Source organism: Kitasatospora sp. NPDC059803, assembly GCF_042732255.1.
Lineage (GTDB): Bacteria > Actinomycetota > Actinomycetes > Streptomycetales > Streptomycetaceae > Kitasatospora.
The window spans coordinates 1-16398 of sequence record NZ_JBHWIJ010000034.1 but is presented as its reverse complement, the minus strand read 5'-3'; the positions used below and the strand labels follow the sequence as shown (position 1 = coordinate 16398).

Annotated in this window: 2 protein-coding genes and 1 pseudogene; 2 read left to right on the top strand and 1 reads right to left on the bottom strand. The window is 72.4% G+C overall.

Annotation, left to right across the window (positions count from 1 at the left end; all coding sequences use genetic code 11):
* Window positions 1-944 (bottom strand): hypothetical protein (locus tag ACFV6I_RS08490; protein WP_380423977.1); only part of this gene is annotated, 944 nt, incomplete at its 3' end.
* 378 nt (window positions 945-1322) lie between these two features.
* Here ACFV6I_RS08490 and ACFV6I_RS08485 point away from each other — a divergent pair.
* Both ACFV6I_RS08485 and ACFV6I_RS08480 read left to right on the top strand, forming a co-directional pair.
* On the top strand, window positions 1323-15365 hold the full coding sequence (locus ACFV6I_RS08485) for a hypothetical protein (RefSeq protein WP_380423976.1): 14043 nt from the start codon (window positions 1323-1325) through the stop codon (window positions 15363-15365).
* Window positions 15366-15572: 207 nt separating this feature from the next.
* A pseudogene (locus tag ACFV6I_RS08480) lies at window positions 15573-16398 on the top strand (hypothetical protein); the annotation flags it as partial.

The window sequence follows — 16398 nt, the reverse complement described above, 5'->3', positions numbered from 1 at the left end:
TCAAGAAGTCGGGTGATGGCGAGGAGGAGCCGCGGCCTGACCCGATGTACACGGCGCAGGGTGAGATACACCGGGATCTGCGTGCGCAGGGTGAGCTGCAGCGGGATCTGCGTGCGCAGGCTGAGGCTGCTCGTAAGGCGAGGGAGGCGTTGGATCCGTCGCAGGCGGACGGTGACGGGGTCAAGAAGTCGGGTGATGGCGAGGAGGAGCCGCGGCCTGACCCGATGTACACGGCGCAGGGTGAGATACACCGGGATCTGCGTGCGCAGGGTGAGTTGCAGCGGGAGCTGCGTGCGCAGGCTGAGAAGGCTCGTCAGGCGAGGGAGGCGTCGGGTCCGTCGCAGGCGGACGGTGACGGGGTCAAGAAGTCGGGTGATGGCGAGAAGGAGCCGCAGCCTGATCCCGGGTATTCGTCGCAGGCTGAGGCGTTCCGGCAACTGCGTGAGCAGGGTGAGAAGGATCGTGCGGCGGCTGCTGAGGCTGCTCGTAAGGCGAAGGAGGCGTCTGGTCCGCCGAAGGCGGATGAGGAGGCGCCCAAGGAGCCTGGTGGCGACGGTGAGAAGGAGCCGCTGCCCGATCCCGCGTACTTGACGCAGGCCGAGCTGCACCGGCAGCTGCGTGAGCAGGGCGAGGCGGATCGAAAGGCGAAGGCGCTGGCGGATCCGTCCTTCGTGGAGCGTGAGGAGGCCAAGGCTCTGGCCGACGCCAAGAGGCCGCGTTCGACACGGGAGCTCAAATTCCGCACGATCGACGATCTGAACGCCAAGAAGGAGAGCGACGGCTCCGGTGCCGCCGCGCCGCACTCCGGCTCGGACGGGCGGCCCGAGGGCGGGCCCGGCCCCGCCGGCAGCGGAGTGCAGGACCGAGGACGGTCCGAGGGCAGTCAGACCCAGGTGGAGCCGGCCCCCGCCGACTCCGAGGGTCCGGGTGGTGGCGAGCAGCAAGGTCCGGATCGGAAGTCCGGGGTTCACGGGTTCGGTGACCTGAAGGATTCGGGGAAGGGTAAGGCTCCGGCGGAGAAGTTCCCCGGTCAGGGGCACTTGCTGACGGATGATGCTCCGCCGGTGCCGCCGAAGGACGGGGCGGAGGGTTCGGGTGGTGGCGAGAAGCAGTCTCCGGATCGGAAGTCCGGGGTTCATGGGCTCGGTGACCTGAAGGATTCGGGGAAGGGTAAGGCTCCGGCGGAGAAGTTCCCCGGTCAGGGGCGGACGGTTGACGGTCCGCCGTCGGTGCCGCCGAAGGATGGGGTGGTTGAGGGTTCGGGCGGTGGTGCTGGGACGGTGCCTCCGGATCGGAAGACGGGCGTTCACGGGCTTGGCGATGTGAAGGATTCGGGGAAGGGTAAGGCTCCGGCGGAGAAGTTCCCCGGCGAGGGGCACCTGCTGACGGACGAGACCGGGGCGGGCCCGCAGGAGGAGCACCCGCCGGCGGTGCCGCCGAAGGAGGAGGGGAAGCAGGGCTCGGACGGTGGCGAGCAGCAGCAGCCGGCTCCGAAGTCCGGGATCCACGGGTTCGGCGACCTGAAGGATTCGGGCACGACGGGGCCGGAGGGCAAGCCCCCGGCGGAGAAGTTCCCCGGCCCGGGAGAGAAGCTGGGCGGCCAGGACGCCACCCGCGATGGGCGCGCCACCGAGTCCGGCCAGCGGGACCAGCGCCGCGACGCCGCCGAGCAGCGCCGGGAGGAGCAGAAGAACGATCCGGCCTTCCAGCAGGAGGCCGCGCGGCGCGCACAGGAGGCCGCGGAGGCGGAGACGAAGCTGGCCGAGCGCCGGAAGCAGCGGGCGGCCGACGCGGCCGTCCGCGCCGAGGCCGACCGGCAGGCCCTCAAGGAACGGGAGCGGCTGCGCGCCGAGGAGGAGGCCCGCGAGCAGCAGCGGGAGACCGAGCGGCAGCGTCTGCGGGCCGAGGAGGATCAGCGGGAGACCGAGCGGCAGGTACGCCGGGAGGCCGCCGAGGACGCCGCCGAGGAGGCCGAGTGGCAGCAGCAGTTGGCCGACCTGCGGGACAAGTCGGGTGGCGGCGGCGGTGTGCACGGCGATGTCTCCCTGGCCGAGGCGCGGAGGCTGCTCGCCGAACACCGCTCCAACGGGGTCGCCGACCCTGCTCACCGGCTGGCCTCCGAACTGGGCATCAACGTCGAGTCGTTGCGGCGTCATGGCCTGATGCCCGGGTTCGCGGGAGGACCGGGGGAGCGCGGACCCGGCGCCAAGGCGGAGCACATCGAGCCGACGTCCGACCGGAACCGACTCGGCGGCGACGACACCGCTCTCGCCCCCAAGACCGCCAAGTCCGCGAAGAAGGCCGCTCAGCCGGCGTCCGTCGTGACCCGAGGTATCGACGGCGCCGGTGGCACCGTCGACCGGGAGGCGCTGGACCACGCCGCCAGGGAACTCGCCAACGAACCGGGCCAGTCGACGACCGTACCGCCCGGCGAGGTGTCCTCGGCGTCCGCGCCGTCCTCGCGGGAGAAGCTGGCCGCGGGGGCGTTGCTCAAGCTGCACGACGACCTCTTCCACCCGGACGCGCCCCCCGGTGGGGTCACCCGCGAGTTCGAAAGGGTCCGGGCGTTGCGGCGCCTGGAGCGTCTCGCCCGTGACGAGTACCGGATGCGGGTGCCCTTCCTGACCGGCGGCTGGCTGGGCGGCATGGCCCACGAACTGCACGCGCTGCCCGACCGGCAGCGCCCGGTGCCGGAGCACCTGCGGAGGCTGGTGGACACGGCCGTGCTGGTCGACCCGGCGCTGACCGGGGCCGCCCTCCGGGCCGCCCTGCGGGAGCGGCTGGCGGCGGACACGCCGCCGGCGGACACGCCACACGAGGAGCCCGTCGCGGCCCCCGGCCAGGTCGAACCCGTGCCGCAGGGGCAGGAGCCGCGCGAAGAGGAGTACCGGACCCGTCTGGTGACCACGCCCGGTGGAGCCGTGGTCGCGCTGGAGGTGCGGGGAGAAAGCTGGTCGGAGGCGCCGCCGGAGCTGCTGGAGACCGCGCGCAACGTCTACTACTGGAACGATCCCAAGAAGGTGTCCGACGGCGGCCCCGAACCCGTCCCGCAGCCTGGGACCGAGCCCGGCGCCGATGCGCCGGAGACGAGCAAGCACTACAGCCTGACCGACGTCACCGGGCCCGAACCGCTCCTGGTGCTGATGCCCAAGAAGCTCGACGACCTCGACCCCGAGAAGCTCGCCGAGGGCGTGGCGTCCGACCTGCCGCTCGACCGCATCACCCCGGAAACCCCGCTGGTGCTCGTCGGCCCTGCGAGCCTGGGGGCGGACTTGGTGTTCCCCCGTGCCCTGGCCAAGGCGACGGGGCGGACCGTGTGGACCAACTCCGTGGCGACCTCGATGTCCGGCGGTGTCATCAGGGTGAAGGGCAGACTGCGCTCCGCACTGGCGGACAAGCCGGGCGCGAAGGTGGAGCGAGGGTTCTGGATCAAGGAGGTTCCGCCGGACCCGGCCCTCGTGGAGGAGCAGGGTTCCCACACCGTCCAGGTCAGGAAGGTCCACAAGGACAACGGCCGCTTGGTCGACTCGAACTCGACCTACCCGATCGACGCGACGGACCTCGACAGCCAGCCCATCCTGTTCCCGCTCGGCGGGCAGTCGGGAGGCCGGCTCTTCCGGGACGACTCGCTCACCCGGAACTGGGAGAAGGTGCGGGACGGGTTCGACCCGACCAACCCGCACTTCGAGTACCTGCCGTCCGACTTCTACGACCAGGAGGACATCGCGGCCGCCGGGGCCTCGGACAACCCCGACCTCAGCACGATCGGGCTCGTCCCCTGGAACGTCGCGGCCCCGATCTACGCGGTCATGACGCACGCCACGCACCTCGCGACGTTCCTGCCCACGCTGTCGAAGCAGACGGACGGGACCAGGAAGGTCCACCTCTCGGGCGACGCGTTGGGCCAGGTCATCCGCAGGCGGCCCAGTTTCCGGCGCATGCCCCCCGACGCCCAGATCGTGCTGTTCGCCTGCCAGGCGGGCGCCCGCGGGGACAACGGCCAGGTGGTGGCGCAGCAGTTCGCCAACGCCACCGGCAGGGTCGTCTGGGCGGCCACGACCTCGGTCAACGTGGCCGCCGGTCAGCGCTACGCCCCGCTCGGCCTCCTCAGTGACGAGCACGGCACCCGAGGCCGTTGGGTCAAGTTCGTGCCGGGTACGGAACCGGAAACCGAGCAGGGTTCGCACCCGCCGGCGAAGGCGGTGGACCCGAAAAAGAAGAAGAAGGACGACACGGCGAAGTCGAAGGACAGGCGCCTCGGGGCACTCGGCGAGACCGGGCAGGGCGGCGTCCCGCCGGCGGCCCCGCCGACGCCCGCCACGCGGGAGTGGCCGGTGACGGGGCAGAGGTCGGTGGGCGACGGGTCGCACTTCGACGTCCTGCGGGTCCCGGGCGACGGCAACTGCCTGTTCACGTCGATCCTGGCCAGCGCGCCCCGGCAACTGGACTCCTGGGGCCACGGGCACCTGGACGTCAGGGGCGCACGCGCGGCCGTCTCGCAGTGGTTCCGGGGGCAGGAAGGCACCAGGCAGCGGACGGACCTCGACGCCCTGGGGATGAGTCCCCTTCGGTTCCTGCTCTCCGATGACGGTTTCAACCGTGAGCAGTTGACGGCGATCGCCGGCGCGGAGAACCTGGGACTGAGCAGAGGAGACGTGCTGGAGCACCTCCTCGCGGTGTTGGGCGAGGACGGGCCGCAGCGGACGGCGACCTGGGACCGCGTGCTCGACCGGATGCCGGCACTGAGGGAGCTGGTGTGGGTGCAGGCGGGGGACAGGGATCCCCGGCACCTGACGCTGTCCGACCTGACCGATCTGCCGCTCAGCCGATTCGTGGACATGGCGGTGCGCAACCGGGTGCTGTGGACCACCCCGTTCTACGACGAGATCGCGGTGGTGGCCGCCCACGCCTTCGGCATCCAGCTGAGGGTGTACGACCAGGCCTCCGTGCCCCGTCTGTTGAACGAGGGGTCGGAGCGGATCGTCCACATCCTCCGCTCGAATGAGGAGGACATTCGCGTCACCCACTACAGCGCGATGCAGCCGACGACCCCTCGGCCCACCACGCCGCGTCCGGCCGACGTGCCTGTGGTCACCGAGTCGCAGACCAAGCCGACTCCGCCGCCGCTGAAGGAGCCTGAGCGGACGCCTACGCCTACGCCTACGCCGAAGCAGGATCACGAGGGGCAGCAGGAGCCGCAGCAGGAGGAACTGCCGCAGCAGCAGGAGCCTCCCAAGGAGCAGGAGCTGCCCAAGGAGCAGGAGCAGCCAAAGGAACAGCAGCTGCCGCAGCAGCAGGAACTGCCCAAGCAGGAGGACCTGCCCAAGGCACCGGAGCCGCCCAAGGCGCCGCCCCTGCCCGCCCCGCCGGGCCGGATGACGGAGCAGGGCCGGATCAGCGCGGGCGACCGGGTGGTGCTGGTCGACGGGGAGGACGACCAGGTCGTGGCGGCCGTACTCGGACAGCTGCCCGCAGGTGTCTCGGCGAGCCGGCGGGAGGAGATCCGGCAGCGGCTCGCCGAGCAGCTCGACGTCGGGATGCTGGAGCCCAACCTGTCGCGGATGACCCGGGGCGACGATCTGCTGGTGCCCCTGGACCTCGGTGGAGGCTCCGGGACGCTGCGGATCAGCGCCACGCTGGAGACGCCCGTCACGAAGCATCGGACGGAGAAGTTCGAGTTCGAGGACGGCGGCGACTCGTCCGCGGGAGCGGGCACCCTGCGTGAGAGCCGGTCCCGGTGGGGCGGGGGTCTGGTGGTGAGCGGCAAGCCGGCGTCGAACACCGGGTTGTCCGGGCCGGTGAGCGGGATGATGGACCGGAGCAAGGCGGTGACGATCACCGCGACCGGCCGGATGACCCACCGCAGGAAGACCGTCGAGCCGGTGCTGTGGGTGGACGCGACGGTCCGGCTGGACCTCGACTTCTCCGGGGTCCCGGGCGTGCGGACGCTCCTGCCGCCGTTCTCCCGGACCCCGGTGGTGAACACCGGGCGGACCGGCGCGGAGCAGCGTCCGGAGCCGGTGCGGGTCCCGTTGCCGGTGCGGATCGTCACGCCGGCCGCCGAGGCTGCTTCCGTCGGGTCTGCGCCCGACGAGATCCGCCACGCCCCGCCGCCCCGGGTGCTGCGGACGGCGGCGCTGGGCGGGATGGACGTGGTCAAGAACGTCGACACGCTGCACGGGCGCGGGAACGCCGCCGCGGGTGACACGGCGCTGTTCGGAGCGGCCGGCGAGCCCTCCGGGCTGGAGGCTTTCGGGCGGCAGAGGTTCGGCGACGCCTGGAGTTCGGTGCGGGCCGAGATCCTCGCCCAGCTGGACCTGCCCAGCCTGCAGACCCAGCTGAGGTCGATGACGGCCGGTGAGCCGCTGGAGATCCCGCTGTCCGACGGCCGGGGCAGCATCCTGGTGTCGGCGAAGGTGCTGGACCTGACGTACCTGCGCAACACCGACGCGGGCGAGTTCAACACCGGCACCGACGTCACCAGCGCCGTCACCGAGTCCGACGCCAAGGCCCGGGCGTTGGCACTGGCCATCTCGGCCAAGCAGTCGAGCGGCGGAAAGGACTTCCTCGGGGGCGCCGGTACGGGGGGCGTGAACGGGCAGCGCGGCAGCGACCGGAACATCATCGAGCAGAGCTCCCAGCGGACCGGAACCGCCCTCAAGGCCAAGATCAAGGGCACGCTCTTCGACGGCACCGCCGAACTCGCCCTGGCGCACTGGGACCCGGAGGGAGTCGTCTCCCCGGAGCGGGCGACGACACGGCTGGCCTTCCGGGTGCTCTTCGACACCGCGGAATGCCAAGCAGGCGGCACGGAAAGCACGTTCCGTCCCGACGCCGAACCCGGACCGCTCCAGGGGCCGGAGCTGGACCCCGGCTCCCCCGCGCGGGAGCCCAAGCCCGAGCTGTGGGGTTCCGACCCGGCGAAGGGCAAGACCGGACTGCCGCCGGGCACGGTCGTGCTCGATGTCGTCCCGCACGTTCCCGGGAGCACCACCGAGCCCGTCGGGCCGCTCAGGGAGGTCCTGGAGACGCTGGGGCGCCGCACCTTCGGTGCTCAGGGCTGGAACGAGCTCGGCCCGTTGGTGCGCGGGGCCTTCCGCAGCGAGCGGCTCGGGGCCCTGCTGACCGGGATGACCCACGGCATCGACCTCCAGTCGCCGCTGCTGGTCAGGACCGGCGAGCGGGACGCCCTGGTGCTGGCCGGAGCCAAGGTCCAGAAGCTGGAGTACGTTCGGGAGTTCGAGAAGGACGCCGAGCTGAACGTCGTGAACGAGTGGGCGGATGCCGGCGGCGTCCGGGAGAACTCCTTCCACGCGGCGGGCGGCCAGTTCCAGGGCGGGCCCGAGTTCAGGGCCCACACCGTTATGGCGGCCTCCGGCGGAGCCGGCCGTACCACCCGGTGGCGCAGCGGCGACCGGGCGGCGGACTCCGTCAGCGGTACCGCCAACGCGAAGTTCGCCGAGAAGATGGTCGTCTACCTGGCCACCGTCGAGCTCGACCTCAAGGTCGTCGAGAACGGCGGGGACGGCTCGACCGCGCCCCAACGGGCCCTGGTCCGGACGCTGTTGGCCGTCCCGCAGTCCCTGACCGCACCGCACCGCACGCCGGAGGGCGAGGGTCTTCGCCCGGCCCGCCTGGTGTTCGACCGCGAGGAGGTCCAGCACGCCGACGAGGCCGCGCAGGTGGAGGAGGCCCCGGTCGTCGAGGAGACGCCGGGCGTCGAGAACATCCCGCTCCTCCCGAAGGCCCCCAAGCCGATCCTCGCGCCGGACCGGACGCCCAGCGTGCAGCCGCCGTCCCGGGTGTCCCGGACCGGCGAACTCGGACCGTCCGACCCCGTGCTGGGACTGCAGGACGCGCGGGCCGTCCTCGACGCCGTGGGCGCCAAGCTGAAGCCGCTGTTCGGCCGTCACTGGGCCTGGGTCGAGGCCGCCCTCGCCCCCCGCCTCGACGAGACGGCGCTGCGCCCCCGACTGTCGGCCCTCACCACCGGAGGCAGCCTGAGCGTCTCGGTGTCGCATCAAGGGTTCACCGTCGAGGTCCGGGTCGCCCGGGCCAAGGTGACCATGCGGGATTACCAGGAGCTGATCGAGAAGTGCGAGTTCGAGCGCGGCGGTGAGACGGTGTCGTCCATCGGGGCGCTTCGCGACGTGCGCAGCGGAGTCAGCGTGGCGGCGGCGATCGAGGGGAAGTTCCCGTACGTCGCGGTGACGCTCGGCCAGTCGTCCGCCGTGCAGGAGACGGTGGGCGCGACACGGGACGCCGTGACCGGCCGGTCCGAGAAGGAGAAGACGGTCGAGCGCGCGGCCCGGTTCACCGGTGACGTGGCCTTCGACATCGAGATCGTGGCGAAGTCGACGCTGCCGAAGGTGCTGCTCGACCGGTCGGACCGGCGGAATCTCGCCCACGCCTCGGGCGGGACGACCGCCGTCACCGCGGCGGACTTCGTGTTCCCGGTCCGTGAACTGCCCATCGACCCGAAGACCGGCGTCGCCCCGGCCCCCGGCACCTTCCGTTCGGTGCCGGAGCGGATCGTCTCCTCCGGCGTGCTGAGCGGCTCCGACGTGGTGCTGCGGGTCTGGGCCCCGGAACCCAAGGGCGGCGCGGCCGGCCAGGAGGACGGGACGCCGAAGCCCCCCGTCGGCGCCCAGCCGACGGGCGCCGGCCAGGTCGTCCGCACCTCGTTGCTGGACCAGCTCGACGGCCGCGGACGGGAGGTGTACGGCGCGAGCTGGGGGCGGGTCCGGCGGAGGTTGGCGCCTGCCCTGTTGCCGGGAGCGCTGCAGTCCCGGCTGCGGGCGTTGATGGCCGGCCAGGAGCTCCTCGTGAAGGTGCCCGGTGGCACCGTCGTGCTCCGATGGGCCGGCGTACGGGAGATGCGGCACACCGCCGACACGGTCGAGACCGAGTTCGCGACCGGCGGCAGCAGCGGCGTCGCCCACGGCGGCCCCGACGGGACGGCCGGCCAGAACCGGGGCACCGACGAGACCTTCACCGCGCGGGTGGTGGGCACCACCGACCCGCTCGGGGCGGTGCCCGTCGCCGTCGTGGCCGGCGGCACTCTGAGCCACGTCCGGGGCCAGGAACGGACCGCGGAGCACGACGGCGTCGGCCGGACCGGTGTGGCGACCAAGACCAAGGTCGCCGGCAGCGTCTTCGAGGGCGCCGCGATGATCCAGGTCGAGATGCGCCGCAAGGGGTCGGCGCGGCCCGTCCGCGGCACGCTCCCCGAGGAGGCGCGGACCGAGCGCCTTCGCCAGGAGGCGCTCCGTCGCGAGACCGAGAAGCTGCCTGAGGGTGCGCCTCTGCCCAAGCCGTTCGGAGACGAACTCGATCGGCAGGGCCGGCGGATCCAGGAGTCGGCCCGCTCCTGGCGGGACCAGGAGGCGGCGAAGGAGGCCGCGAAGGAGGCCGGAAAGGAGCCCCTGAAGGAGGAGGCTCCCAAGGACGGCAACGCGGAGAACGCCGCCCCGGCCACCCCGCACGGCGCCGGCGGCCCGAGCACGCCCGCCGCGCCGACGACGCGGGGGCGGGGTCGCCGGCAGGCCACCGTCGCCGTCGAGGTGGGTTTCGAGGTCCTGCTGGAGACCTCCGACACGCAGCCGGTCACCACCCGGGAGGAGGCCTCCTACCAGGCCCCGCGCCCCGGTCGGGAGACCGTCAAGCCGAAGCGTGGAACCAACGAGATCACCCACCCCGTGCCGCCCAGGGAGGTCTGGGAGGGCCTCCGCTCCGAGGACCTGGTCGTCGACCTGCCCGACGTCGGATCGCTGCGCAACCTGCTCACCACCCTGGGCCGGAACGAGTTCCGGCTGAACGAGAACTCGGCCGCCATGCGCAAGCTCAGGCGGATGTTCGACCGGGGCCCCCTGATCGACGCCCTCCCGGACCTGACGGCGGGAGGGGAGCGGGTCAAGACCCTCCGGCTGGGCGTCCTCGACACGGTCAGCGTCACGGTCAAGGCCGAACTGGTCGGCCTCGGCCAGGGGCGTGAGGAGAAGAAGTCGGAGATCGCCCAGTCCGCCGAACTGGCGACCCGCTTCACCGAGCGGGCGCTGTCCTCCCGGATGACCCAGCTGATGGGCCAGCTCGGCGTCGAGTTCTCCAAGGTCAAGGGCAAGATCATGGCCGGGATCACCTTCGGCGGCGGCGCGGGCCGCCGCACCGGCGGTGAACGCACCCTCGCCGAACGGGCCGTGGCCAACTCCAAGTTCCCCGAGCCGCTGGTGCGCTTCCAGGGACACGTGAAGTTCACGATCTCCTTCGGGCACCGCTCCGGCCCCTGGTCGTGGCGGCCGCGGACGGTGACCGGTGACGTCCCGGTCGTGGTGGGCATCCCGAAGAAGTCGATCACGCGGGAGTACACCGGGCCGGACGACACCTACTTCACCAAGGAGAACTGGCGCACGGGCCGACGGCCGTCCGACCCGTACAGCCTCCGGCCGGACACGGAGGAGGAGCCGAAGCCCGAGGAGCTGAAGCCTGCGGAGCCGAAGCCTGAGGAGCTGAAGCCTGCGGAGCCGAAGCCTGCCGCCCCGGCGTCGAACGACATCGCGGGGCAGGTCGCCGAACTGCTCGGTGGCGCCTCCGGACAGCTGAAGCCGCCCGCCCCGAAGCCCACCGGGCAGGACAAGGAAGAGCCCAAGGAACAGGACGCGGAACAGCCCAAGGAACAGCCCAAGGAACAGCCCAAGGAACAGCCCAAGGAGTCCGAGCCGGAGATCCACCAGGAGAACCGGGCCGAGGAGCAGCCCGAGGAGCAGTCCGAGCAGAACGACAAGGCCGAGGAGCAGCCCGAGCAGGAGAGCCAGGGCCAGGAGCAGCCCAAGCAGCCCGAGGCCCCGGAACCGCCGAAGGACACCGACACCGAGCCGCAGCACCAGCAGGAACAACCCGCCCCGCAGCCGCCCCAGTTCCTGCTGGCGCAGGCCAACCGGGGTGTGCCCGGAAACCGGAACGGCTTGCGGATGGCCTCGGGGGCCTTCGTCGGCGCCGAGGGCCGGCACAACAACGCCCCCTCGGACGTCCTGCAGTTGACCCGTCGGCTGGAGGAACTGGGCGCCCTGGAGCCGGTGGACGCCGAGGCCGTACGGCAGCAGGCCGAGCCGCTGCTCCGAAAGATCGAGGAGCGCCGGGTCAGGCTGCGCAACGCGCCGCCGCTGAAGAGCCCGGTACCCGAGGCGGCCGTCGAGCCGCTGGTACGGGCGGTGACCGGGCACCTGGGCTCGGCGCTGTCGCCCGAGCAGGCCCGCACACTCGGCCTGGAACTCACCGACAGCATCGGCCCCGGCGCGGTGAACCGTCCGGACGACGTGCTGGCGGCGGGTCGCCGACTGCACGAGCTCGGGCTGCTCGACGACGCCGCGCTCGCCGCCCTCGCCGGAGCCCACGCCTCCGGAGCCGCCGCGGGCCCGCCGCCGCAGGCCTTCCTCGACGGCCTGCTCGCGCTGCGCGCCGACCACCTCGGCGGCCGGTTCGACCTGCCCGTTCCGGACGGCGGCCGCCAAGTCGCGGACGCCATGCGCGACCTGGCCCGGCGTGGGGTCGTCCTGGAATGGCGCGCCTCGGGTGCGCTCGACCTGGAGAAGACGGACTTCGCCACCTGGGCACTGGACGGCCCGGCGGACCAGCCGCCGCCGCTCGCGGCCGGCAGCACGCTCAACTGCTGGGAGTCCGTCCTGCTCACCGCGCACTCCCAGGGGCTGGTCTCCTGGGAGTGGATCCACGACACGTACGCGAGCGGTCTGGACGGACCGCAGTGGACGAAGAACCTGATCTCCCGCCTGCTCCCGCACACCAGGACCAGCTACGACTCGACCGCCCACGACACCCCGCTGCCCCGCGAGGGCGACATCGTGGTCTACGGTCAGGGCAACCACGTGGCCGTCGCCACCGGCCGGACGGACGAGAACGGCGTACCGGTGCTGCTGAGCTTCGGCGTCAGCCCCACGGACGACGAGGCCGAGGTCAACCGGGTCATCGAGATCGGCGCGACGGACCTCTACACCGGCGGCGCCGATTTCGGCCCCGGCCCTTGGAGCGTGCAACCCGTACCAGTACCCGATACCGCTCCGCCGCGCGTGGAACAGGTGCCTGCGGCTGAGCACGTGGAGCCGGTTGTGCCCACGCTGCCTCCGCCGCCTCCGCCGCGTGTGGAGCACGAGCAGGAGCAGGAGCCTGCTCCGGTGCCGGTGCCGGTGCCGGTGCCTGCGCCTGCGCCTGCGCCTGCGCATGTGGAGCCGGTAGTGCCGCCGCTTCCGCCGCACGTGGAGCAGGAGCCGGTGCCGGTGCCTCTGCCGGTGCCTGCGCCTGAGTCTGAGCACGTGGAGCCGGTTGCGCCCACGCTGCCCACGCTGCCCACGCCGCCTCCGCCGCCTCCGCTCGCCGGGCCGCCGAGGGCGTCCGACATCCTGGAGCTGAGTCCGCACGACCGCCTCCTGACCCTGGACTCCCTCTCGCCCGAGACCCGTCGCTCCCTCGCGGCGGACACCGACTTCGTCGGGCCTCTGCGGGACGGGCTGTCCTCGGCGGAGTTCGCGACGGCGGCCGCCCGCTTGCTGGTGGATGTCGACCACCGGGTTCACCGGCCGGTATCGGCGCGGCAGAAGGCGCACGCCGAGCTGGAGCTGGTCCTCCAGAATCCGGAGGTCGCCGCCGGCCTGCTGCTGCGGGAGGTACGCGTGGTGGTCGTGCCGCGCGACGTCGCGATGACCGAGGTCGAGGGCTTCCACCACCTGGCCGGCACCACCGTCGGCGAGGGCGGCCGCCGTTGGGAGACCGTCCGTGGCGCGGCCGAGCGCGAGCGCATCGCGGTGACCGAGGAGAACCTGCTCGGCGAGGAGACCAGCATCGGTGAGGACACCGACACCGACACCGACACCGGCGAGGTGTCGGGCCTTGCGGACGGCTACTCCTCCACCACCCACGAACTCGCCCACGCCCTGCACGAGTTCAGCCTGACCGACGAGGAGCGCGAACTCGTACGGGACGTGTTCCTGGGCAGCCACATGGCCGACACCCTGAGCCAACTGTTCGACACCAGGTCGACCGCGGCCTGGCCCGACGGCTCGGTGTACGACGAGAAGGGCAACCTGGTCGGCAACTACTCGTCCTCGGACGAGCGGGAGTTCTTCGCCCAGCTCGCCAACGTGTACCTCGGGACCAACCGCGGCAACGACCCGGACACCCGTCTGCCCCGCAACAACGGTGCCGGGTGGGTGCGCGAGCACCAGCCCGAACTGCTGCCGATCCTGGAGCGGCTCTTCGGAGAGGAGCCGGACACCGCCCAGGCCGGCCCGGTCAACCCGGTCCACGCGACCCGCGCGGACAACGGGATGCTGGAGGGTTTCCGCGAGTTCCTGCACGCCGTCGACGGCGAGGGGGACGTCGAGGACCTTGAGCCGCCCGCACCGCCGCAGCCGCCGTCCGCGGCCGACCTGATCCAGCAGATCCTCAACCCCGCCGGAGCCGGCAGCAGTTCGGCTGCTGCGGCCCCGCCGAAGTCGCGGGGGCCGAACAACGGAGCGGGGGGCGGGAACGGCTCCGGCGGCGGAACCCAGGCTGGGCGTGGTCGTGGGGCCAACACCGATGCTGCTGCGGTGCCGCCCGGGGCTGGTCGTGGGCGTGGTCGTGGGACCAACACCGATGCGGTGCCGCCCGGGGCTGGTCGTGGGCGTGGTCGTGCGGCTAGCGCCGATGCTGCTGCGGTGCCCGGGGCCGGTCGTGGGCGTGGAACCGTGGCGACGGGAGGGAACAGGGGGCCCCGCTCGACCTCGCAGTCGGGCAGCCAGATCGCGCGCGTGGTCGAAAGGGACGGGCAGCTCTACATCGTCAAGGGAACGCCCGGCGAAGCCGGCTCCGAGCAGCCTCTCGACCTGCGCGCGCCCAGCCTTGACGCACCCTTGGGACAGGAGACCGACTCGCTGCGCGGAGCCTTCGGCCGCTCCCTGGACCGGATGGCGCGAGTCATGATGGACGTCGACCGGTACGGCAATGGCGAGAATTTCAAGGTCATCGGCACGCCGCACCTCGCCCTGACCGTCATTGACGGCGCGGTCCATGTCGCGGGTAACTCCGGAATGAAGAAGCAGAAGAGGACGGATGCGACCAACCGTCTGAGGAGCCTCGACACGCCGGAGGGCCAGGACGGTAGGAACCACGACCTGGGGAAGCTCCGCGAGATTCGGGACGGGAAGTACCGGGACAAGGACTTCCTGGGCTTCGACGACCACGGCGGAGGATTCGATGCGGTCCGCGAGGCGCTGAAGGACCCGAACAAGATCGTGTGGCACCCCAACGAGAGGGACAAGGACACGGGATGCCTCCACGGTGAGATGGACCTCCTGAACGAGGTCGAGACGCGGATGCGGGCGAAGTTCGAGGCCGCGAAGGCGGCGAAGGCGGCGGAAGAGGCGAAGGCGGCGGAAGAGGCCAAGAAGAAGGAGACGGAGGAGGCCGAGAAGGCGAAGGCGGCGAGCGAGGGGACGCAGGAAGCCGAGGCGAAGGACGACGCGACGGAGGAGGGGCAGAAGAAGGACGGCGAGGCGAAGGACGGCGAGGCGAAGGACGACGAGAAGACGGACGACGAGAAGACGGACGACGAGAAGACGGACGGCGAGGACTCTGACAGCGAGGACTCGGACGGCGACGCGCCCAGCCGCGGGAGTGGGCCGACGGCCGAGGAGAAGGGCAAGGGAAGGGCCGACCAGCTGGGGCTCACGCCGTGGCCGATCGGTGGCAGGAAGCGCGACTGCATGGCGTGCCACTGGGGCCATGCCATCTTCAACAAGCACATCGCGAAGGACCTCGGCTTCGTCGTGGTGACGGGTGGTACCCACGGAAAGATCTTCGGCGGCTGGGCGGCACCGAACTGCATCACGCAGCACAAGGAGGCGATGGCCGACCTGACGGCGAAGATCACCGGGACCGACGTGCCCATCAAGGGCGGCACGGCGAAGCTCGACTTCGTCGACGGTGTGATCGTCGCCCCCCAGGGCTTCTCGCCCGGAATGGGCAGTCATGACGAGCCGTACATCTCCGACTCCGACCCCGCCGCCGATACCGATACGGGTTCCGAATTCGAGGACGCCGACGAGTCGTCGAGCTCGGCCCCGAAGGACACCAAGGGGACGGCCTCCGGGCAGTCCACCACCACTCCGCCGACCACCACCACTCCGCAAACCTCCACCGCCCCGCAGTCGAGCACTGCCCCGCAAACGACCACGCCCCCGCAGCCCACCGGCGGATCCGGGTCGACCCCGGCCGGCGGGAGCAACCAGGGGTCCGGGCACGGCCGGGGCCGGGGACGAGGGGGCGGCCACCGAGGAGGGCGTGGCCAGAGCAAGGACCGGAAGCCGAACGGCTGACGAGTTCGTCCGCAGCTGAACCTCCGGGCACCTCGCGTCCGTCAAGACGGGTGGACGTGCCGTTCGGCCGCCTCGACCGGGGCCGACCGGCGGCCGTCCCTGCCGAGCATCGTCATCGAGGGCCAGGGGGCCAGGGTGGGCAAGGACCGGAGCGGCCGGGGGAGTCGGACGGAAGGGGCGGAGGGCGGCGGGATCCAGCTACCCGCTGTGGCATGGGTCGTGCCCGAGGAGTTGGAGGCCCGCCCGGCATCGTCCGCGAGCGCTGCGTCCGCGAGCACTGCGTCCGCGAGCGCCGCGTCCGCGAAGGCGGAGCCCGCCAAGGCCGAGCCCGCGAAGGCGGAGCCTGCCGAGGTCGAGCCCGCGGCGGTGCCCGCCGCCGGCGCCGTGCCCGCCGTCGAGGCCGCGACGCCTGCCGCGGGCGCCGCCGCCGCGGCCGCCGAGGCGCCCGCCGGTGTGACCGCCGTCCCGGGCCCGTCCCCGGCCGAGGAGGAGGGCGTCGGGCCGCGCCGGATCTCGCGGCCGATGGTGGCCGCGGCCGTGATCGCGGGCCTGGTACTGGTCGGGGTGCCGCTGGGCATCGCGAAGTTCGGCGGGGACGACCCCGGTCCGTCCGGTGCGGACGGTCCGCCGCCGGCCGGGTACACGCAGCAGGACGGCGGTAACGGGTTCGTCCCGGGTGCCGACGCTCCGGGGAACCCGGTGGGCGAGCAGCCCGTGCAGGTCGCTCAGCCGGTCGAGGGCCCGCCGCCCGGTGACGCCGGCGCGGCTGCGGCCGGTGGGGCGGCCGCCGCGGCCGGCGGTGCCGTGCCGGACCAGGGCGGCGGCCAGGCCGTACCGTTCGCGGGTCGGGTCCCGGCGGGCGGCGGTGCGCCGTCGACCAGCGGGAAGCCGGACGCGGGCAAGAACACGGGCGGTGGTGCACCGGCCAACCAGGGCGGTGGCGGCGGTGGCGGCGGCGGTGGTGGTGGTGGTGCCGCAGCGGGAGGCGGAGGCGGAGCCCCGCAGACCCAGCCCCAGACGCAGAACCAGCCCC